The following is a 21,308-nucleotide window of genomic DNA, read 5'->3' on the forward strand; positions in this document are numbered from 1 at the left end:
GACCGCCGTATTTTTTAGCAAGTACAGAAGTAATTGCCGCAGTTAAAGTTGTTTTACCATGGTCAACGTGGCCGATTGTACCAACGTTAACGTGGGGTTTTGTACGTTCAAATTTTTCTTTAGACATCTTAATGTTCCTTTATTAAATCACTTCCCTTAATTCATTAAGGGAAGCGTTACTTTATTTAGATAAAATTATTTTGCTTTACGAGCTTCAATAATTGCGGTTGCAATATTTGTTGGTGCTTCATTGTACTTCAAGAACTCCATTGAGTAAGAAGCACGACCTTGAGTTTGTGAACGAAGGTCTGTTGCATAACCAAACATTTCTGAAAGTGGAACTTGTGCTTTAACTGTTTTACCAGTTGCAGTATCTTCCATTCCTTCGATCATACCGCGACGACGGTTTAAGTCACCGATAACATCACCCATATAATCTTCAGGAGTTTCAACTTCTACTTTCATAATCGGTTCTAAAAGCACAGGTTTAGCTTTCATGAAGCCGTCTTTAAATGCCATTGAACCGGCAATTTTAAATGCCATTTCTGATGAGTCAACATCATGGTAAGAACCATCATAGATAGTGACTTCAACATCAACAATTGGGTAACCAGCAAGAACACCGTTTTTCATTTGTTCTTGACAGCCTTTATCAACTGCAGGGATGTATTCTTTAGGAACCACACCACCAACGATTTCATTGTTGAATTTGTAGCCTTCGCCACCTGCTTCCAATGGTTTGATTTTTAACCATACATGACCATATTGACCACGACCACCAGACTGACGAACAAATTTACCTTCTTGTTCTACTTCATTGCGAATTGTTTCACGGTAAGCGACTTGTGGTTTACCTACATTTGCTTCCACTTTAAATTCACGTTTCATACGGTCAACGATGATTTCTAAGTGAAGCTCACCCATACCAGAAATAATGGTTTGACCTGATTCTTCATCGGTGTGAACACGGAATGAAGGGTCTTCTTGTGCTAGTCGACCTAAAGCAAGACCCATTTTTTCTTGGTCAGCTTTGGTTTTTGGTTCAACAGCAACCGAAATTACTGGCTCTGGGAATTCCATTCTTTCAAGAATGATTGGTGCACTTTCAGCACAAAGTGTATCACCTGTAGTTACATCTTTAAGACCGATTGCAGCAGCGATGTCACCAGCGCGAACTTCTTTAATTTCTTCACGTTTGTTAGCGTGCATCTGAACGATACGACCAAAACGTTCTTTTTTATCTTTAACAGAGTTAAGAACAGTATCACCAGAGTTAACCACACCAGAGTAAACACGGAAGAATGTTAAGTTACCCACAAATGGATCAGTTGCGATTTTGAACGCTAATGATGAGAATGGTTCGTCATCACTTGAGTGACGTTCAGCTGCTTCACCGTTTTGTAATTCACCTTTGATTGCAGGTACATCAGTTGGTGCTGGTAAATATTCAATAACTGCATCAAGCATGAATTGAACACCTTTATTTTTAAAGGCACTACCACAAGTTACTAAGATGATTTCGTTAGCAAGTACGCGTTCACGTAATGCTGCTTTCACTTCTTCTTCAGTTAACTCTTCACCACCAAGGTATTTTTCCATTAACTCTTCACTTGCTTCAGCCGCAGTTTCAATTAAGAAAGAACGCCATTCTTCGACTTGGTCAACCATTTCGGCTGGTACATCTTCATAAGTGAATGTTACACCTTGATCAGCATCATTCCAGTTGATTGCTTTACGTTTAAGTAAATCAACAACACCAGTAAATCCTTCTTCTGCACCGATTGGTAAAACTAAAGGAACAGGTACTGCTGCTAAACGAGTTTTGATTTGATCAACAACACGTAAGAAGTTAGCACCCATACGGTCCATTTTGTTGACAAATGCAATACGTGGTACTTTATATTTGTTTGCTTGACGCCATACAGTTTCAGATTGAGGTTGAACACCACCAACTGCACAGTAAACCATTACCGCACCATCAAGAACACGCATAGAACGTTCAACTTCGATTGTAAAGTCAACGTGTCCCGGGGTGTCGATGATGTTGATACGGTGTGGTTCAAATTGTTGACCCATACCAGACCAGAATGCAGTTGTTGCAGCAGATGTGATAGTGATACCACGTTCTTGTTCTTGTTCCATCCAGTCCATGGTAGCTGCGCCATCATGAACTTCACCAATTTTGTGACTAACACCAGTATAAAACAAAATACGTTCAGTCGTTGTTGTTTTACCTGCGTCAATATGTGCACTGATACCGATATTACGATAGCGTGCTATAGGGGTTGTACGAGCCATATTAATCCTCTGTTTAGAATCGTTTGCTTAATAAAACATCACTTTGGTTGACTGATAGCAGATAAGGGCTATCAGTCCTAATTCAAGTCACTTATATAAGTATAAGTGCGAATATTACCAACGATAGTGTGCAAACGCTCTATTAGCTTCAGCCATACGATGAACATCTTCGCGTTTTTTCACAGCGGTACCTTTGTTTTCAAAAGCATCCATAAGTTCATTCGCTAGGCGTAAAGCCATTGATTTATCGCCACGTTTACGTGCAGCATCTACAATCCAACGCATTGCAAGTGCATTACGACGAACTGGACGCACTTCAACTGGAACTTGGTATGTAGAACCACCAACGCGACGAGACTTAACTTCTACAGTTGGTCTTACGTTATCTAATGCAACTTCGAAAGCTGCTAAGTGGTCTTTTCCACTACGCTCAGCTAATTTATCAAGAGCTGAATATACGATTGATTCTGCGATAGATTTTTTACCATCTATCATTAAAATATTTACAAATTTCGCCAGTAACTCTGAACCGAACTTCGGATCAGGAAGAATTTTTCTTTGACCGACAACATGACGACGTGGCATTGGAATACTCCGTTTATATGTTATAAATTTTCAGGTTTACCCAAAACTCAAATGAGTTAAATGGAATTATATAGTTTGGCCTTACTTAACGGAGTTCCATTAAGCTTTAGGTCGTTTAACACCGTATTTAGAACGGCTTTGTTTGCGATCTTTAACACCTGCGCAGTCTAATGCACCACGAACAGTGTGATAACGAACACCTGGTAAGTCTTTAACACGACCACCACGGATTAAAATTACGCTATGTTCTTGTAGGTTATGACCTTCACCACCGATATAAGAAGTCACTTCAAAACCGTTGGTTAAGCGTACACGACATACTTTACGTAATGCTGAGTTTGGTTTTTTCGGTGTAGTTGTGTAAACACGAGTACAAACACCGCGTTTTTGCGGGCATGCTTCAAGCGCAGGAACGTTACTTTTCGCTTCCTTTAGTGCTCTTGGTTTGCGTACCAGCTGATTAATTGTTGCCATTAATAAGCTCCTGATTAATTAAAATAAATTTAAAATTGCTTTTTAGATACGTAATTAATAACTGTAGACCAAAACCTATTTTATATAAGTTTTGGGTCGCAAGATTCTAGACCCCAGAAGAAATAATGTCAAGTTTTTGCGATCATTAAGTGCTTGATCTTGAGTTTAATTATTACAGAATAATGACGATATTTTTATGAGATAAGTTGGGTTAATTTTAGGGTTGGAAATGGGTATTTGTATTTGCCATATGATAGATATCCCCCCTACCATGAGTCACGGTAGGAGGGATATGTGATTAGTGATGATCAATAAAGATAAATTTTAAAGCAAAAAGTACGGCGAAAATAATCACACATAGGTTTAGTTGTTTAAATTTACCGGTAAAGGTTTTTAGTACTACATAAGAGATGAAACCAAGTGCAACGCCTTCAGTAATAGCAAAAGCAAAAGGCATCATGATTGCAGTAATAAAGGCCGGTGTTGCTTCGGTTAAATCAGACCAGTTAACTTTAACTAAGCTTGAAACCATTAAAATTCCAACAAAAATAAGCGCGCCTGATGTTGCATAAGTAGGTACTAAATGCGCTAGTGGTGATAAAAATGTCACTATTAAAAATAATATACCTACAACAACCGCAGTTAACCCCGTACGTCCACCGACTGAAATACCTGCAGAACTTTCGATATAGGTTAATACTGATGATGTACCAAATAATCCACCTAAAGAAGAGCTAAAACTATCAATTAATAGTGCTTGACGCATTTTGGGGAATCGACCTTTTTCGTCACTAATTCCAGCTTTATCAGTTAATGCCAAAATAGTGCCTGATGAGTCGAATAGGCTGACAATCATTATTGAAAAAATAACGCCCATAATACCAATATTAAGTGAGCCTGCTAGATCAACATGACCAACAACGCTGGTAACACTTGGTGGCATAGATACAATACCTTGGTAACTGATATTAGGATCGAGCCATAGTGCTAATACAGTTACAACTAAAATCGAAATTAATACTGCTGCATGAAAGTTACGAGCCGCTAAAATAATAATAATGAAAAAACCAAGCGAACCCAATAACACTTTAAGCGATAAGATATTGCCCATGGTTAGTAGTGTCGCAGGTGAGGCAATCACAATCCCCATGTTTTGAAATCCCATAAAAGCAATAAATAGCCCGATACCGGCACTAATACCTACACGTAAGCATTGTGGAATGTGTTCAATTAACCAGTGACGAACTTTAAATAGTGATAATGCAAAAAAGACTAATGACCCCCAAAATATGGCTCCCATACCGACTTGCCAAGAGTAGCCCATTGCACCACAGACGCCATAAGCAAAGAAGACGTTCAGCCCCATTGCCGGTGCAAGTGCTATTGGTAAGTTAGCAAATAAGCCCATTAAAATCGTTGCCAATGCAGTAATTACACAAGTTAGTACAAATACCGCAGATTTATCCATGCCAGTTGCAGATAGAATCGATGGATTAACAAAGATGATATAGACCATTGTGAGGAAGGTGGTACATCCTGCAATAATTTCAGTACCAGCGGTTGTTTTTTTTTCTTTCAATTGAAACAGTTTCTCGAATATTGAATGCATAAGTTAAGGCCTAATTTTGGTTAATAGAATGAATGAGTGTTACCTATTTTTTACCAAAAGAAAGGTAAAAATAAAAAATAGAAAAGATGAAGAACTAGGCTCTACATCTTCAAATAAACAGAAATTTTACTGCGATATTATTGCTAGTTATTTATTTTGGTCAAGCGCTATTGTAATTAATATAGCGCTTAGGTATAAACTAAGTCGAAGCAAACTCCTGCTTGTTTAGCACAATTTTTACTTTCAAAATTCTGTGGCTTTCTATTTCTGCTACTTCAAATAAATAATCGCCGATTTGTAATGTTTCACCAACATTAAGTAAATGCTGGGCTTTTTCCATTAATAATCCTGCTAAGGTGTGATATTCACGTTTATCATCAATGGGAATAGGTACAAAACGGATAAGTTCTTCAACCGGAATATAGCCATTAGCGATCCAGCTGTTATCATCTAGACATTGAATATCGTGTTTGGCGTCAATTTCCTCTTCTTCGGTCGGGAAATCACCAGCAATAGTTTCGATAATATCTGTCACCGAAACAACCCCTTGCATTGAGCCAAATTCGTCGACCACAAAAGCAAAATGGGTTTTGGCTTTTTTAAATTGATCTAGTGCAACTAGTAACGATACGGTCTCAGGGAAGATCAGCGGTTGTTTGATAAGCGAGTGAATATCGATGGGCTCTTTACTTTGTAGTATATCTTTTAATAGGTCATTAACTTGGATGATTCCTAGTGGCTCATCAATTGAAACATTATCGGTAACGACTAAACGTGAATGAGGATTTTCAAAAATCTCTTTAATAATAACCTCACGGTCATCATTGATATTGACCATATCAACGTCAAGTCGAGATGTCATTATACTGCTGACTGAACGTTGGGCTAGCCCTAGTACTCGTTCAACCATACTTAATTCTTGATGATTAAACACCGATACTTTTTTATTTTCATCAGACATGACGTCGATAGTGTTAGTATCAGTATCTTCTTCGGCATCACCTTTAAGTAAGTGTAAAATGGCTTCGGCGGTACGTTCGCGTAATGGCTTTTTATTTAAGGCCTTGCGACGATTAAAAATAGCCAGTTGATTGAAAAACTCAATCATGATTGAGAAGCCAATAGCCGCGTATAAGTAGCCTTTTGGAATCATAAAATCAAACCCTTCGGCAACGAGGCTAAAACCGATCATCAATAAAAAACTTAAACAAAGAATGACAATGGTTGGATGAGCGTTGACAAAATTAGCCAGTGGCTTACTTGCAACCATCATAATGGCAATGGCAATACACACGGCAATAATCATCACAGGAATATGTTCAACCATTCCCACCGCAGTAATCACTGAATCAAGCGAGAATACAGCATCAAGTACAACTATTTGCGCCACAACAGTCCAAAAGTGAGAGGTTTTTTTGGGTTTTCCGTCTTCTTGCGATGCACCTTCAAGACGTTCGTTGAGCTCCATGGTGGCTTTAAATAATAAAAATATCCCACCGATTAACATAATCAGTTGGCGTGCATTAAAGCTGATTCCAGATATCGTAAATAGTGGTGTGGTGAGTGTAACTAACCAACCTGTGAACATTAGTAGCAATATTCGCGTAATTAATGCGAAAGCAAGGCCAGTAATGCGCGCTTTATCTCGTTGGTTGGGAGGAAGTTTCTCGGCAAGGATGGCAATAAAAACAATGTTATCAATACCAAGGACGATTTCAAGTACAACCAGAGTGGATAAACCAATCCAGATTGTAGGATCCATGATCCATTCCATATGTCAGGTGATTACCTCTAATAAATACAGCACATGCTGTGTTGTAATTCTGTCTGTAATTAACTAAATAATCAATAAAATATTTATAAAAATTGTGTATTTTGTCAAAAACTTTCAGTTAATTGTTTGTTTTAATATAAAATCAACTTCGCCAAAAAGCTGGCGTGAATAAAACCAGCAAGGTAAATATTTCTAATCGACCAAATAACATATCGACAACCATGACCCATTTAACAACATCACTTACGCTAGCAAAATTATCGCTTACATTACCAAGCCCGACGCCTAAGTTATTGAGTGATGATGCAACAATATAAAAAGAATCAGTAGCATCAATGCCCGTCGCCATAATAATAAATAAGCTGACTAAAAAGACTAATGCATAGGCAGAAAAGAATCCCCAAACTGCTTCAATAATACGTTCCGAAACAACACGATTATTTAATTTTAATGTATAAATCGCATTCGGATGAATAAGGCGCTTTAATTCACGCGATCCCTGCATAAACAAAAGTAAAACTCGCACCACTTTTAAACCGCCGCCAGTTGAACCAGCACATCCACCAATAAATGACGCGCATAGTAAAAAAATGGGTAATGATGATGGCCATGTATTGATATCATCTACGGTAAAACCAACAGTTGCAGAGATAGATACAACTTGTAGCACTATTTTATCTATGCTGAGTTTTCGCTCTGGTTGATAAACATAAATGCCAAATACACAAATGATAATTAAAACGGCTAAAATAAAAATAAAAGTTCTAAACTCTTGATCTCGCCAGTAAACCTTAATTGAAAACCCACTTAATGCGGCAAAATGTAGTGCAAAGTTACAACCCGATAAGATTAAAAAGAGGGTGATAATGTAGTTGATTGTGGGGCTATTAAAGTAAGCAAGATTATCATCGTGAGTTGAAAATCCACCCATTGAAATGGTTGAAAAGCTATGTGAAATCGCATCAAAAACATTCATACCTGCAAACCATAAGCAGATCGCACAAAGCGTAGTAAGAAAAATATAAATTGACCAGAGTGTTTTTGCAGTTTCGGCAATGCGTGGGCGCATTTTGCTGTCTTTTTGTGGACCGGGGATTTCAGCCCGATAAAGTTGCATACCCCCAACGCCCAATAATGGCAAGATGGCAACAGCAAGTACGATAATACCCATACCACCAAGCCATTGCAGTAATTGACGATAAAATAGTAAAGCCTTAGGAAGGTGTTCTAATTTTACAATAGTTGTAGCACCTGTTGTGGTTAAGCTTGAAAATGATTCGAAAAATGCGGTAGTTAAATTTAAATTAATATGGGTATCAAAAATAAAAGGAAAAGCACCGATTGTACCTAAAACAACCCAAAATAGCACAACAATAAAGAAGCCTTCGCGAGTGGTTAGCTCATGACGTTGATGGCGATTAGGCAGCCACAAAAGGCATCCTAAAATTAGCGCGGCAAAAAACGAACGCACAAAAATTGCCCCTGCGCCGTCGCGATAAATTAATGCCACAAGTGCAGGTAATAGCATAAATGTCGACAGCAGGGCAATTAATAGTCCAACGATTCTAATGATTGAGCGCCAATGCATCATAGTATTAGTCTCTACTTAAATCCACGTGATGCTTTGATAAGATCATAAGCAGCTTGGATTTCTTGTGCCCGTTTTTTGGCAGCTTCAAGCATCTCTTTTGGTAGACCTTTTGATACTAGTTTATCTGGATGGTGTTCGTTCATTAATTTTCGATAAGCTCTTTTGATTTCTGAGATCTCCGCAGACGAGTCAATACCCAAAATTTTGTAAGCATTTTGCAGATCTGCTTGTGTTGAGCGGCCTTGATAACCGCCATAATGATTACTACGTTGATATTGATCTCGCTGATTTTGTTCATTGTGATAACTATTCTGACGAAAATGGTAACTACCCATCATCATTTGAATATATATCGCCATTTGTTGACGTGGAATATTAAATTCTTCAGCCACAACAAAAAGAATTTGTTGCTCTTTTTCATCTAAAATCCCATCAACTAATGCCGCTTGAATCAGTTGTTCACAAAAAATATTTAATACATTTCGTCGATAACGATATTGTGCATATAGTTCCGCTAAACGTGATCGGAGTGGGTAATCACTTGCTTTGCCTCGGTTAAATGAGTCTTGTGCTAGTTTTCGGCTATTTCGATCCAGTTGTAATCTGTCCATAAATTGGCTAGCCAGATTAATATCATCTTGAGTGACAACACCTTTTGCTTTACTTAAATGACCAAGGACTTCAAAAACGACCGTTAAGTAAAGTTCTGGGTTTGCTTTGGTTTTTTGTTCGGTCAATTTATTGCAAAATGCTTGGTAAAGCATTGGACCAATAAATAGCCCAAGCATAAACCCCCATCCTGTTTTTAATACACTGCTTAAAACAAAGCCTGTAATTATTGCCCAAATAAAAGACATATTATTCGTTCACCTCAATTTGATCTATCTTTTGCAAACCTCGTGGTAATGAAGTGCCTTTACGTGCTCGTTCTGCTTTAAATTTTTGTAAATCAGCAGGATATAGCGTAAGTTTGCGTTTACCAACATATAAAGTTACCGCTGTTTCTGGGGTAATTAGCATCATATAAGAAAGATTATCATCTGTACCAGATAGCGACACAATTTTATTTCCTTTACCTTTGGCAAGTTCAGGTAAATCTTTGACAGGGAAGATGAGCATTCGACCGGCTTTAGTGATCGATAACAATAAGCTATCTTCTGATGGGATTTCAATTGGTGCAAGGATTGTTGCATCTTTAGGTAAATTGATAATTGCCTTACCATTGCGGTTACGAGCAATTAAATCACTAAATTGACAAATAAAGCCATACCCTGCACTTGAAGCCAGCAAGAATTTTTGATTATCATTTTGCGACATCAAAACATGTTCAACCGTTGCGCCTGCCGGTAGTGCTAGTTTACCGGTTAATGGCTCTCCTTGGCTACGGGCAGATGGTAGGGTATTAGGCTCTATAGCATAACTACGACCTGTTGAGTCGATAAAGATAACTGGCTGATTGCTTTTTCCTTTTGCGGCAGCTTTAAAGCTATCACCCGCTTTATAGCTTAAACCTGTAGCATCAATATCATGACCTTTAGCTGTTCTAACCCAGCCCATTTCAGACAAAATCACGGTAACAGGTTCTGATGGTGTTAACTCTTGTTCACTAATGGCTTTAGCTTCACTGCGTTCAACGATCGGAGAACGACGCTCATCACCATATTTTTCAGCATCTTCTTGTAGCTCTTTTTTAATTAAATTACTCAGTTTTTTCGGTGAAGATAATAATGCTTGCAAGTGATCGCGCTCTTTTGCAAGCTCACTTTGTTCACCTTTGATACGCATTTCTTCAAGTTTGGCTAAATGACGGAGTTTTAACTCTAAAATTGCTTCGGCTTGAATATCGGTTAATGCAAAACGGCCAATTAACTCCTGTTTAGGTTCATCTTCATTACGTATAATATCGATAACTTCATCAATATTTAAAAATGCAATTAATAAACCATCAAGGATATGCAGTCGTTTTAATATTTTATCTAATCGATAATTTAAGCGGCGCGTGACGGTATTTTTGCGATACTCTAGCCACTCGGTTAAAATCTCGACTAATCCTTTTACTGATGGGCGATTATCCAGCCCGATCATATTCATATTGACGCGATAGCTTTTTTCGAGATCGGTTGTTGCAAATAAATGATTCATGACTTGCTCTAAATCGACTCGATTTGAACGCGGCACAATCACTAAACGAGTTGGATTTTCGTGATCAGACTCATCACGTAAATCTTCAATTAAAGGCAGTTTTTTAGCGCGCATTTGTGAAGCGATTTGCTCTAAAATTTTAGCACCTGAAACTTGATGAGGAAGGTCGGTGATGACAATGTCACCGTCTTCTTTTTTCCATACGGCACGCATACGAATAGATCCACGACCTGTTTTGTAGATTTTTTCGATATCGTCACGAGGTGTGATAATTTCAGCCTCGGTAGGGAAGTCAGGCCCTTGTATGTGAGCCATTACTTCGCTTAATGTCGCGTTTGGGTTATCAGCAAGCATAATTGCCGCATTTGCCACTTCACGGATATTATGGGGTGGAATATCTGTTGCCATACCAACCGCAATCCCCGTTGTACCATTTAATAAAATATTTGGCAGTCTGGCTGGTAGCATTTTAGGCTCTTGCAACGTACCATCAAAGTTTGGCGTATAATCAACCGTACCTTGCCCTAATTCACCTAATAATAATTCAGCATATTTTGATAAGCGTGATTCAGTATAACGCATAGCAGCAAATGATTTAGGATCATCCGGCGCCCCCCAGTTACCTTGCCCATCAACTAAAGGGTAACGATAAGAAAATGGCTGAGCCATCAACACCATAGCTTCGTAACAGGCGCTATCACCATGAGGATGATATTTACCAAGTACATCACCCACGGTACGGGCTGATTTTTTGAATTTAGCTTGAGCATTAAGCCCTAATTCTGACATAGCATAAACAATGCGCCGTTGCACAGGCTTTAAGCCATCACCAATAAATGGTAGCGCACGATCCATAATGACATACATTGAGTAGTTTAAATAGGCACTTTCGGTAAAGGTGCGTAGTGATTGGACTTCTACTCCATCATGAGTTATCTCACTCATTATTGTTCCTCTAAATCATTCTGTTTATTAGACATCAAGTTCAACTTGATCGCCTTTTTCTTGTAACCATTCGCGGCGATCTTCTGAGCGTTTTTTAGCAAGTAGCATATCCATTAGTGCCATCGTTTGTTCGGCATCATCAAGGGATAATTGCACTAAACGGCGAGTATTCGGATCCATTGTTGTTTCACGTAATTGCAATGGATTCATTTCGCCTAGACCTTTAAAGCGTTGTACATTCGGTTTGCCTTTTTTACGTTTTAGCTGCTCTAAAATGCCTTCTTTTTCTTCTTCATCTAGGGCGTAATGCACCTCTTTACCTAAATCGATACGATAAAGAGGAGGCATTGCAACAAACACATGACCATGCTCAACCATCGCACGAAAGTGACGAACAAATAACGCACAAAGTAAAGTGGCAATATGTAGTCCATCAGAATCGGCATCGGCTAAAATACAGATCTTACCATAACGTAATTGGCTCAAATCATCACTATCCGGATCGATACCGATAGCAACCGAAATATCATGAATTTCTTGTGATCCAAGCACCTCGTCAGATGACACTTCCCAAGTATTTAAAATCTTACCTTTAAGTGGCATGATGGCTTGAAATTCACGGTCTCGAGCCTGTTTAGCTGAACCGCCAGCCGAGTCCCCTTCCACTAAAAAAAGCTCAGTACGGCTTAAATCTTGTGATGAGCAATCAGCCAGCTTACCCGGTAGTGCAGGACCACTGGTTAGTTTTTTACGGATGACTTTTTTTGAGGCTTTTAAGCGTTTTTGCGCGCTTGAAATCACCATTTCGGCCAGTAATTCGGCTAATTGAACATGTTGATTTAACCAAAGGCTAAATGCATCTTTCACAATTGCCGACACAAATGCCGCACTCTGGCGTGATGATAATCGCTCTTTGGTTTGACCTGCAAATTGTGGCTCTTGCATTTTGACTGAAATAACATAAGCACAGCGTTCCCAAATATCATCAGCCGTTAATTTTAAGCCACGCGGCAACAAATTACGAAACTCACAAAACTCACGCATGGCATCTAACAAGCCTTGACGTAAACCATTAACATGTGTACCACCTTGAATTGTTGGAATTAAATTAACGTAACTTTCGGTTAATAGCTCACCGCCTTCTGGCATCCAAAGTAACGCCCATTCAACCGCTTCGGTTTCGCCAATGTGGCTACCAGTAAACGGGATTTCGGGTAGTAGTGAATAACCACTTACCGACTCCATCAAATAGTCTTTTAATCCATCTTGATAGCACCAGCGTTGTTCGGTATTGTTGATTTTATCTTTAAAGGTAATTTCAAGACCGGGACAAAGAACCGCTTTGGCTTTAAGTAGATGTGACAAGCGAGGCACTGAAAATCGAGGTGAATCAAAATATTTTTCGTCTGGCCAAAAATGCACTTTGGTACCCGTATTACGGCGCCCACATGTACCAGTGATGTGTAAATCTTCGACTTTGTTGCCATTTTCAAAGGCCATTTCGTACACTTGTCCATCACGATGAACAGTGACTTCAACACGTTTTGATAACGCATTTACTACCGAAATACCCACACCATGCAAACCGCCAGAGAACTGGTAATTCTTGTTCGAAAACTTACCCCCTGCATGCAAACGGCAAAGCAATAGCTCAATTGCAGGCACGCCTTCTTCTGGGTGAATATCAACAGGCATGCCGCGCCCATCGTCAATCACTTCAAGTGAGTTGTCTTCATAAAGTGTCACCTTAATTTGACGAGCATGGCCAGCAATAGCTTCATCGACACTATTATCAATGACTTCTTGGCCCAAATGGTTTGGGCGAGTAGTATCGGTGTACATACCTGGACGGTGACGAACAGGATCAAGCCCTTTTAAAACTTCAATATCAACGGCATTATAAGTAGATTGCGACATAGTTTTTCTATCTATTCGAATAAATGACAGTTATTATACCAACCTTTGCACAATAAGACCAAGGTCAATGGCGCCGGCGTTTAAGTTAAACTCATAAATCCAACTTATCGTATTGGTTAGAAAAGATAATTTACTTTTTAAGATTTTTTATCGTAATTTTAGTACGATGATAAGAAAATCCCGTATAAAAATAAGGGAATTAAATGAGCAAGTCAAAAGATACAAATATAATAAGTCAGGGTGATTTTTTACAAAAATCGTCAACTATTGACGGTGTAGCAGCATTAACTAGCAATATGCAATTACCTTTTGCCTATGTAGAGCCGAATAGCGATGTTAATAATAAAACCCTTGTTAACCCTACTGATAAAGAACAGATTTATTATAGTGCTTGTTTAGTTAACTGCGGTAGCCGTTGTCCTTTAAAGGTTCATGTAAAAAACGATATTATCACTAAAATATCTTCAGAAGATGGCATTAATGACCCGATTTTTGGACAACACCAAATTCGCCCATGTTTACGTGGACGTTCCGTTCGTTGGCGCACTTACGATCCAGAGCGCTTAAAATACCCAATGTTAAGAATAGGCAAACGTGGCGAAGGCAAATTTAAACGCATTTCGTGGAGCGAGGCGATTGATTTATTAGCTGAAAAGCTCAAACATACGATTGATAACTATGGTAACGAAGCGATTTATTATCAATATGGATCGGGCACGACTGGTGCTAACATTTCTGGGCGCAATGCGTGTAAGCGTTTCTTAAGCTGCATTGGTGGCTTTCTTAATTATCATGGTGACTATTCAAGTGGGCAGATTTCGGCCATTCGACCTTATATTTATGGTAATGCTAAGGAGTCATTGCTTGATCAAATCAAGCACTCTGATTTAGTTGTCATGTTTGGACATAACATTGCTGAAACCCGAATGTCAGGTGGTGGACAAGTTACCGAGCTTTTTCATGCATTAGAACAAAGCAAAGCACGGGTGATTATTATTGACCCACGTCGAAGTGAAAGTGTGGTGGCTTATCATGCTGATTGGATTCCGATTATTCCCGGAACTGACGCGGCGCTTGTTGCGGCAATAGGATATGCATTACTTGAACAAGATCGTATTGATGATGCCATGCTTAGCCAATATTGTGTTGGTTGGAATGCCGATACTCTACCAGACAGTGCCCCCCCTTTTAGCGATTATAAATCCTATATTTTAGGATTAGGTAATGACAGAACACCTAAAACACCTGAATGGGCGGCTAAAAAAACAGGCATTCCAGCCAAGCAGATCCGCAAACTGGCTATGGATATTGTGAATGCAAAAGCGGCTTGGATATCGCAAGGTTATGGTGTACAGCGTTGGCAAAATGGTGAACATACTGCTCGGGCAATTATGTTATTGCCAATTATCACTGGTCAATTTGGTAAACCGGGCACCAACATTGGCACATGGGGGGGAAGTATAACTTATCCTGTTCCAAGTTTAAGTATCCCCAACCCTATAAAAACCAGTATTCCTTTCTTTTTGTGGACAAAAGCAATTGACGATCCGTTAAGCTTAACGGCAAAAAATGCCTATTTACGTGGCAAAGATAAATTAGATGTTGGCATCAAATTTATCTGGAATTACGCCGGTAATGTTATTGGCAACCAGCATTCTGATCTGAATCGTACTCATCAAATCCTACAGGATGAGTCTAAATGTGAATTTATTCTTGTTTGGGATACGCATATGACCGCATCGGCAAAATATGCGGACTTAGTTCTGCCCGATGTCTCATCGGTTGAAAGTAACGATTTGATTAATAACTCTTACTCATCGGGTGCTTATCACTACATCATCCGCATGCAACGGGCAATAAAACCACTTTGGGAAAACCGTCCAGCTTATGAGGTATTAACGCAATTATCTGAAAAAATGGGTATAAAAGACAAATTCACTGAAGGGCGAACGCAAGAAGATTGGATAGCTTATTGCTATGAAAAACTGCGTAAAAGCCAATCTCATTTACCGCCTTTTGCTAATACTGATGGTATGGGCGTTATTGATCGTAAGCTGGCTGATAGCGATACGCAAATTGGGTTAAAAGCTTTTCGAGACGATCCAATTAAAAACCCATTAAACACCCCATCAGGAAAAATAGAAATCTATTCAGAAGCATTAGCCACCATCGCCAACGAATGGGAACTTGCTCCAGACGATGTCCTTTATCCTATTCCAGCCTACCTACCCGCAATTGAAGGCAGTGAAGATAAACCCAAACGCAAAAAATACCCGCTACAACTGATTGGCTTTCATACCAAAGGGCAATGCCATTCCAGTTACAGTAATTTACCACAACTGCGCGAAGCGGTTGTTAACAGTATTTGGATTAATCCATTTGATGCCGAGCAAAGACAAATAAAACATGGTCAGTTAGTTGAGGTTTACAATGATCGAGGTCGGCTCCGTATTCCAGCTAAAGTCACACCAAGGATATTACCGGGTGTGATTGCTATTCCGCAAGGAATGTGGGCAAAAACTAATGCGGCCGGGATTGATATTGGCGGTTGTATTAATCGCTTAACATCATTGCGTCCAACGGTGCTTGCAAAAGCCAATCCACAACATACTAATCTGGTTGAAGTCAAACCATTATTGACTATGTGTTGAGTATCATAAATTAAAGAACGGATAATAAAAATGCAATATGGATTTTATATTGACTCTTCAAAATGCACCGGTTGCAAAACCTGCCAAATCAGTTGTAAAGATGAAAAAGATAATGCATTAGGCGTTAATTTTCGCCGTGTTTATGAGTATGGCGGAGGTACTTGGCAGCAAGTTGATGGTATGTGGCAAAACGATACTTTTACCTACTATTTATCCATATCATGTAATCATTGCCAAGAGCCTGCTTGTGTACAAGGTTGCCCAACGGGAGCAATGCATAAACGCTCACAAGATGGTTTAGTGGTTGTTAATCAAGATATTTGTATTGGTTGCCGACGTTGTGAAACCCATTGTCCTTATGGCGCACCGCAATTTGATCATCAAAAACAGGTTATGTCAAAATGTGATGGTTGTTATGAACGTGTTGAACAAGGACTCAAACCTGTTTGTGTCGACTCCTGTCCGCAAAGAGCTTTAGACTTTGACGAAATCGAAAAACTTCGCCAGCGACATGGCAATGAGCGGAACATTGCTCCACTACCAAACGAAAATCTAACTAAACCCAACATTGTTATCAAACCCCATCCCCAAGCGAAAGTCTCGGACGATACATTGGGGAAAATACTCAACCCCGAAGAGGTCTAACGTGCACAAATTACCACTGTTTTTTTACCGTATTTGGGCGGTTATCTACTGGTATGATTAGGAAGGCTATTTTATTTAATGGCATCCCAAATCAGTACTATCTATTTATAGTTAGGTAGCGATTTAATGAAAAATAATGAAGCAATGCATCTAGATAAACTTACATCCACCATTTTGGCAAAACTATTTGGTGCCTTTTTTTATTATCCACCTGATCACCAAACGGTTAAACCGCTCATTGATACTTTATTTCAGCTTGAGCATATTGTTGATTGGCAAAATGCCGTGCTTATTGGTGAACAGTGCCAAATAATCGCTACTCAAATCAACAACCCAGAACTTAATTACCAATTTTCACTATTATTTGAAGGGCAGGGTGCTATGTCCGCTCCTCCTTGGGGATCGGTCTATTTAGATCAAGAGCAGCTATTAATGGGCGAATCACAAGAACGCTATCGCCAATTCTTACAACAACAAGGTTTAACACTTAATACCGGCATCAACGAACCCGAAGACCAATTTGGATTAATGCTAATGGCCTATGCCATATTGCAAGAAAAGAACAATCCCAAAGCTGCAAAACAGTTAATGGATGAACACTTATTGATTTGGTCTTCAGCCTATTTAAAAAAGTTAAAGCAAAATGAGATAAGCCCATTTTATCGAGCATTAGCTGTGATTGTGGAACAGTATTTATTCATGATCTAACTTTTTCCCTTATTGTGCTTTGTCTTACCACCTTTGCAGAGGATAGTGTACATTGCAGCTTTTAAGTAACAAGGTATAATCCACCTATTATTTCAAATAGCAAAAAACATTTATGTTAGCTTATATACAACTAATGCGGTTAGACAAACCCATCGGCACCTTACTACTACTTTGGCCAACGCTTTGGGCGATATGGTTGACAGGTGAGCCCTATACCTATATTACCCTCATTTTTATTTTAGGGGTATTTACCATGCGAGCAGCAGGGTGTGTTGTCAACGATTATGCCGATCGCCATTTTGATGCACACGTCGAACGCACAAAAAACCGCCCACTCGCGCGGGGTGCATTGACCGAAAAAAATGCACTATGGACCTTATTTACTCTATTACTCATTGCGCTTTGCCTATTGCTCATCTTAAATAAACTATCATGGCTTATTGCAATCATAGCCTTATTAACAGCAATGATTTACCCCTTTATGAAGCGCTACACGCACTTACCGCAAGTCACATTAGGCATTGCCTTTAGCTGGGGTATTCCTATGGCATATGCCGCCATTATAGAGCAATTCCCCCTCACATGTTGGTTACTTTGCTTGGCTAATATTTGTTGGACAATTGCTTATGATACGGAATATGCGATGGTGGATCGTAACGACGATATCAAAATAGGCATAAAATCCACCGCCATTTTATTTGGGCAGTACGATAAGTTAATTATAGGGGTATTGCAGGCGTTTACCATGATTGGCCTATTGATGGTTGGCGTCATCAACCAATTGTCGTTGGTTTTTTATATTGCTTTGCTTGTTGTTGTTATGATATTTATTTACCAACAATGGTTAATAAAAAATCGAGATCGGAAACGTTGTTTTCGAGCTTTTTTAAATAATAATTATGTTGGGATTGTTGTGTTTTTGGGGTTGTTTTTTTGTTAAAAAATCTCTTAAAAAACGTGACCAAAAAACTTCAATAAAATCAATGTCTTTCCTGACTGATTTTTGAGCGGGAAATCAGGCCTTTTTTGTTTTGGTGAATAGAATAAATTAGGTGCGCAGGTTTCGGACGTTTTGGCCTTTGGTGGACAAAATAGCTATCGTGACCACGTCCGAGCAAAGGGAATTAAAGCGAATTCCCTTTGCAATCCCACGCTTTGGCTGCAGAATATGGCCTGCGGCTACGCTACTCGTATCATCCTGATACTCGCCTCTTCGAGGCCACCTTCGCTATGCTCAGGTGTTCAAATTTGTTCCAGACAAATTTGTCCGCCGGCGCTCGGTCTTAACGCACCGTTTGTGGACGCGTTCCAGACGCACCACAAACTCGCCAAACATCCCTGTTTGGCGTGCTGACCTCGCTCTGTTGTCGGCACATTCTGACGCCGGAATAAGACAAACAGCATAACCATCGTTTTTGAGATGAGTTATTGTGTTTTTATAAGGCGGTTTTTGTTAAAAAACAGCCAGAAAAAAACTTTAATAAAATCAATACCTTTTCTGACCGATTTATAGTGGAAAATCAAGCCTTTTTTTGTTTTGGTGAATAGAATAAATTAGGTGCGCAGGTTTCGGACGTTTTGACCTTTGGTGAACAAAATAACTATCGTGACCACGTCCGAGCAAAGGGAATTAAAGCGAATTCCCTTTTCAATCCCACGCTTTGGCTGCAGAATGTGGCCTGCGGCTACGCTACTCGTATCATCCTGATACTCGCCTCTTCGAGGCCATCTTCGCTTTGCTCAGATGTTCAAATTTGTTCGCCGGCGCTCGGTCTTAACGCACCGTTTGTGGACGCGCTCCAAGCGCACCACAAACTCGCTCTGTTGTCAGCACATTCTGACGCCGGAATAAGACAAACAACATAATCTTAGGTGTTTTTGGGTGAGTTTTTTTGTTAAAAAACAACGCAATTACCACCCAAAAATCGGTCAGGAAAGATATTGATTTTATTGAAGTTTTTATTTGACGGTTTTTAGCTAAAAACCACCACCCAACCCCCTCCTCCCAAAGCCCGCCAACACAAGCTGACTCATCCTTTAACAAAACTTTACAAATTTTTAACAAAAAAGGTGGCGCATTATTACTCACACGGTTATAATTTAATCGCTTTCAAAGCAAGGGAATGCTCGTTAGTCGAGCAGTTAGTTATAAAAAATATAAATAAAACAAAAAATTACTTGACAGGATGACCAAAATGCGTTACCATTTATGGCACATGGCACATGGCATGCCAAACCTACGCCCAAAATCTTTTTCAATATCACCGTAGTCTAAAACAGAGACAGTACTTATTTTCATCACCGAAGTCATTTCGCGTAGCGAAATCGGCGCCGTCATCGCGGTCTTTACCGCTGATATCCAAGAGGTTATTTAAACCGCCATTATTATCTAAATCGGCATTATTCTTTGCGCCATTGTTGTTATTGTCGTATACGCAGTGCTCTGTGGCATTAACGGCCCAGACATCAAAAGTCATTGAAGGAAGTGCGCCGTATTTAACGTTTGATGGTGGACAGACAAAGGCAACTAATACGGACACCTTCTTGGCAATCGAGTTGCCAGATGGAAGACGTATCAGTCAGTCAGCTAACACATCAAGTGCTACCAATCCGATAAGGTTACCTAGAGGTAATTATACATTTAATGATATTCATATGGTAATACCGTCGGGTGCAACCTCTATTAGTTTAAATAGTCTAATCAGCCAAGGGAAGTGGGGAGATGATGATGGGGATGGTCAGGGTACAAATGGTGTTACAGCATCAGGGCGTATAGATTTAACAATAAAGGATAAAAATGGCACTATCGTTAGTCGTAGTGATACATTAAGTCTATGTAAAGCGCCTTATAAGTTAACTTTAAGTAGTACAGGGGGGACTTTAGAGACTCGTTATGGTGTGCCAAGAGGTAGTCGATTTTACGGAGGGACGGCGGATTATTATATTACTTTGTCGTCACAGCCGGTTATTTGTTCGGTCAGGCCGAATTTGTTGTATGGTGGCACTACTGGCATCGATTCTTATGATAATCCTCGCTATGCAGGCCCATCTAACATATGGAGTCCTACTAAGGGCTTTTTAGTTCAGTCAACAAGTCCATCGTCTTACGACCGAAATTTTCCTACAACGGGTGCTGACGGATTGTATTTTGATTTGCTCATAGGTGGAATCGATGCAAGTCGGTTGAGTTGGACAGTTAACACAGGTGGTAGTATAAGGGCAGAGGTGAGTTGGAGACGGCCAAACCAAAGCGCATACAAAGATGAGTGGATTAGAGATAAATCAAGTTATGTAACACGGGTAACATTAAGGGGTCCAAGGGCGAGCGGTGCTCAAATAAATACAGGTAATCCTAGTAGACTTGCTGTACCAAGTTTGCCACAGACATTTGAGTTGGTGGGTAGGGATAGAGGTGGTAATGAGGTTCGTTATGGCTTTGTGTTGAGGCAGTGGTTCGTCAATCGGGGTCAAGATTGGTATGCTCAGTCTAGTTACATATCTTGGTGTAGTAGTTTGGGTTATCGTGCGCCACAGGTTAAGGATTTAACTAACGCGAAGTGTGGTGCTAATACTTATTTCCCATGTCGAAATGGCATAGATGGCGCCTTGCCTCATTCACCTAGTAATGATTATATGCGTCATATAGGTGCAGGTTTTTTCACTGAGTGGGGCTACATGTCCAATTACGCTGATGCGGGCTTCGTCGCCAACGACTACTGGACAAGCGACGCAACAGGTAGCAATGGGTTCTCTGTCTCCTCGGTCAACGGCGGCGCTGCCAGCAGCGGTGCTTCCCGTAGCTACTACGGTGTTTGCACCGCACCTTAGCTTTTATTTCTTATTCCTTAATCCTTGGGCCGCGGGGGCGGTTATGGTGCCTGAGAGGACAATCTAACAAAGAATAACGCCCCCGCGTCAGTTGGGGCATATTCCCTTAGGGTTGCGCTGTTGCGGCGAAGCCACAATCGC

The 21,308-nt window shown here is 39.8% G+C and carries 16 protein-coding genes; 5 read left to right on the forward strand and 11 right to left on the reverse strand.

Features of this window, described 5'->3' with window-relative positions; genetic code table 11:
• The 10 genes from ACYIAJ_RS10850 to parE form a co-directional block, all read right to left on the reverse strand.
• A partial coding sequence (locus ACYIAJ_RS10850) for a GTP-binding protein (protein ID WP_238786112.1) occupies positions 1-127 on the reverse strand: 127 nt, incomplete at its 3' end.
• Positions 128-195: 68 nt separating this feature from the next.
• The gene (gene fusA / locus ACYIAJ_RS10855; protein ID WP_160404048.1) at positions 196-2,298 is read right to left on the reverse strand and encodes an elongation factor G; all 2,103 of its coding nucleotides are present in this window, start codon (positions 2,296-2,298) and stop codon (positions 196-198) included.
• A gap of 114 nt (positions 2,299-2,412) precedes the next feature.
• Positions 2,413-2,883: a 30S ribosomal protein S7 gene (gene rpsG, locus ACYIAJ_RS10860; RefSeq protein WP_034915550.1), complete on the reverse strand. Its 471-nt coding sequence runs from the start codon at positions 2,881-2,883 to the stop codon at positions 2,413-2,415.
• A gap of 99 nt (positions 2,884-2,982) precedes the next feature.
• On the reverse strand, positions 2,983-3,357 hold the full coding sequence (gene rpsL, locus ACYIAJ_RS10865) for a 30S ribosomal protein S12 (RefSeq protein ID WP_034883792.1): 375 nt from the start codon (positions 3,355-3,357) through the stop codon (positions 2,983-2,985).
• Positions 3,358-3,655: 298 nt separating this feature from the next.
• Positions 3,656-4,966, reverse strand: a complete 1,311-nt coding sequence (locus ACYIAJ_RS10870; RefSeq protein ID WP_483560743.1) for an NCS2 family permease — start codon at positions 4,964-4,966, stop codon at positions 3,656-3,658.
• Positions 4,967-5,165: 199 nt separating this feature from the next.
• Complete coding sequence (locus tag ACYIAJ_RS10875; protein WP_483560744.1) at positions 5,166-6,740, reverse strand: TerC family protein; 1,575 nt, start codon at positions 6,738-6,740, stop codon at positions 5,166-5,168.
• Positions 6,741-6,882: 142 nt separating this feature from the next.
• The gene (locus ACYIAJ_RS10880) at positions 6,883-8,328 is read right to left on the reverse strand and encodes a TrkH family potassium uptake protein (RefSeq protein WP_483564822.1); all 1,446 of its coding nucleotides are present in this window, start codon (positions 8,326-8,328) and stop codon (positions 6,883-6,885) included.
• Between the two features lie 14 nt (positions 8,329-8,342).
• Positions 8,343-9,188: a co-chaperone DjlA gene (gene djlA, locus ACYIAJ_RS10885; protein ID WP_483564815.1), complete on the reverse strand. Its 846-nt coding sequence runs from the start codon at positions 9,186-9,188 to the stop codon at positions 8,343-8,345.
• Position 9,189: 1 nt separating this feature from the next.
• On the reverse strand, positions 9,190-11,418 hold the full coding sequence (gene parC / locus ACYIAJ_RS10890; protein WP_483564816.1) for a DNA topoisomerase IV subunit A: 2,229 nt from the start codon (positions 11,416-11,418) through the stop codon (positions 9,190-9,192).
• 27 nt (positions 11,419-11,445) lie between these two features.
• Positions 11,446-13,335: a DNA topoisomerase IV subunit B gene (gene parE / locus ACYIAJ_RS10895; RefSeq protein ID WP_160404044.1), complete on the reverse strand. Its 1,890-nt coding sequence runs from the start codon at positions 13,333-13,335 to the stop codon at positions 11,446-11,448.
• A 203-nt stretch (positions 13,336-13,538) separates the two neighbouring features.
• Between parE and ACYIAJ_RS10900 the strand changes: the two genes are divergently transcribed.
• The 4 genes from ACYIAJ_RS10900 to ubiA all read left to right on the forward strand — a co-directional run bounded on the left by ACYIAJ_RS10900 (position 13,539) and on the right by ubiA (position 18,279).
• Positions 13,539-15,986 carry a DMSO/selenate family reductase complex A subunit gene (locus ACYIAJ_RS10900; RefSeq protein WP_483564817.1) on the forward strand — a complete coding sequence of 816 codons (2,448 nt, stop codon included), beginning with the start codon at positions 13,539-13,541 and terminating at the stop codon, positions 15,984-15,986.
• 30 nt (positions 15,987-16,016) lie between these two features.
• Positions 16,017-16,631 carry a DMSO/selenate family reductase complex B subunit gene (locus tag ACYIAJ_RS10905; protein WP_483564818.1) on the forward strand — a complete coding sequence of 205 codons (615 nt, stop codon included), beginning with the start codon at positions 16,017-16,019 and terminating at the stop codon, positions 16,629-16,631.
• A gap of 126 nt (positions 16,632-16,757) precedes the next feature.
• A complete protein-coding gene (locus tag ACYIAJ_RS10910) occupies positions 16,758-17,339 on the forward strand; it encodes a TorD/DmsD family molecular chaperone (RefSeq protein ID WP_483564819.1) in 582 nt (193 codons plus the stop codon).
• 112 nt (positions 17,340-17,451) lie between these two features.
• Positions 17,452-18,279, forward strand: coding sequence for a 4-hydroxybenzoate octaprenyltransferase (gene ubiA, locus ACYIAJ_RS10915; protein ID WP_160404041.1), 828 nt, complete (start codon positions 17,452-17,454; stop codon positions 18,277-18,279).
• Positions 18,280-19,113: 834 nt separating this feature from the next.
• Here ubiA and ACYIAJ_RS10920 read toward each other — a convergent pair.
• Positions 19,114-19,428, reverse strand: coding sequence for a hypothetical protein (locus ACYIAJ_RS10920; RefSeq protein ID WP_483564820.1), 315 nt, complete (start codon positions 19,426-19,428; stop codon positions 19,114-19,116).
• 134 nt (positions 19,429-19,562) lie between these two features.
• Between ACYIAJ_RS10920 and ACYIAJ_RS10925 the strand changes: the two genes are divergently transcribed.
• Entirely contained in the window at positions 19,563-21,167 is a 1,605-nt protein-coding gene (locus ACYIAJ_RS10925) for a hypothetical protein (RefSeq protein ID WP_483564821.1), read from the forward strand.
• The last annotated feature ends 141 nt before the right edge of the window (positions 21,168-21,308 follow it).

Source organism: Gilliamella sp. X-46 (assembly GCF_057063525.1).

What these genes read in the sequence shown, in the direction of transcription:
- parC (WP_483564816.1), bottom strand. Translation starts at nt 11,418, where the DNA reads ATGAGTGAGATAACTCATGATGGAGTAGAAGTCCAATCACTACGCACC.
- ACYIAJ_RS10880 (WP_483564822.1), bottom strand. Translation starts at nt 8,328, where the DNA reads ATGCATTGGCGCTCAATCATTAGAATCGTTGGACTATTAATTGCCCTG.
- rpsG (WP_034915550.1), bottom strand. Translation starts at nt 2,883, where the DNA reads ATGCCACGTCGTCATGTTGTCGGTCAAAGAAAAATTCTTCCTGATCCG.
- ubiA (WP_160404041.1), top strand. Translation starts at nt 17,452, where the DNA reads ATGTTAGCTTATATACAACTAATGCGGTTAGACAAACCCATCGGCACC.
- rpsL (WP_034883792.1), bottom strand. Translation starts at nt 3,357, where the DNA reads ATGGCAACAATTAATCAGCTGGTACGCAAACCAAGAGCACTAAAGGAA.
- fusA (WP_160404048.1), bottom strand. Translation starts at nt 2,298, where the DNA reads ATGGCTCGTACAACCCCTATAGCACGCTATCGTAATATCGGTATCAGT.
- ACYIAJ_RS10870 (WP_483560743.1), bottom strand. Translation starts at nt 4,966, where the DNA reads ATGCATTCAATATTCGAGAAACTGTTTCAATTGAAAGAAAAAAAAACA.
- ACYIAJ_RS10900 (WP_483564817.1), top strand. Translation starts at nt 13,539, where the DNA reads ATGAGCAAGTCAAAAGATACAAATATAATAAGTCAGGGTGATTTTTTA.
- ACYIAJ_RS10925 (WP_483564821.1), top strand. Translation starts at nt 19,563, where the DNA reads ATGGCATGCCAAACCTACGCCCAAAATCTTTTTCAATATCACCGTAGT.
- ACYIAJ_RS10910 (WP_483564819.1), top strand. Translation starts at nt 16,758, where the DNA reads ATGAAAAATAATGAAGCAATGCATCTAGATAAACTTACATCCACCATT.
- djlA (WP_483564815.1), bottom strand. Translation starts at nt 9,188, where the DNA reads ATGTCTTTTATTTGGGCAATAATTACAGGCTTTGTTTTAAGCAGTGTA.
- parE (WP_160404044.1), bottom strand. Translation starts at nt 13,335, where the DNA reads ATGTCGCAATCTACTTATAATGCCGTTGATATTGAAGTTTTAAAAGGG.
- ACYIAJ_RS10875 (WP_483560744.1), bottom strand. Translation starts at nt 6,740, where the DNA reads ATGGAATGGATCATGGATCCTACAATCTGGATTGGTTTATCCACTCTG.
- ACYIAJ_RS10905 (WP_483564818.1), top strand. Translation starts at nt 16,017, where the DNA reads ATGCAATATGGATTTTATATTGACTCTTCAAAATGCACCGGTTGCAAA.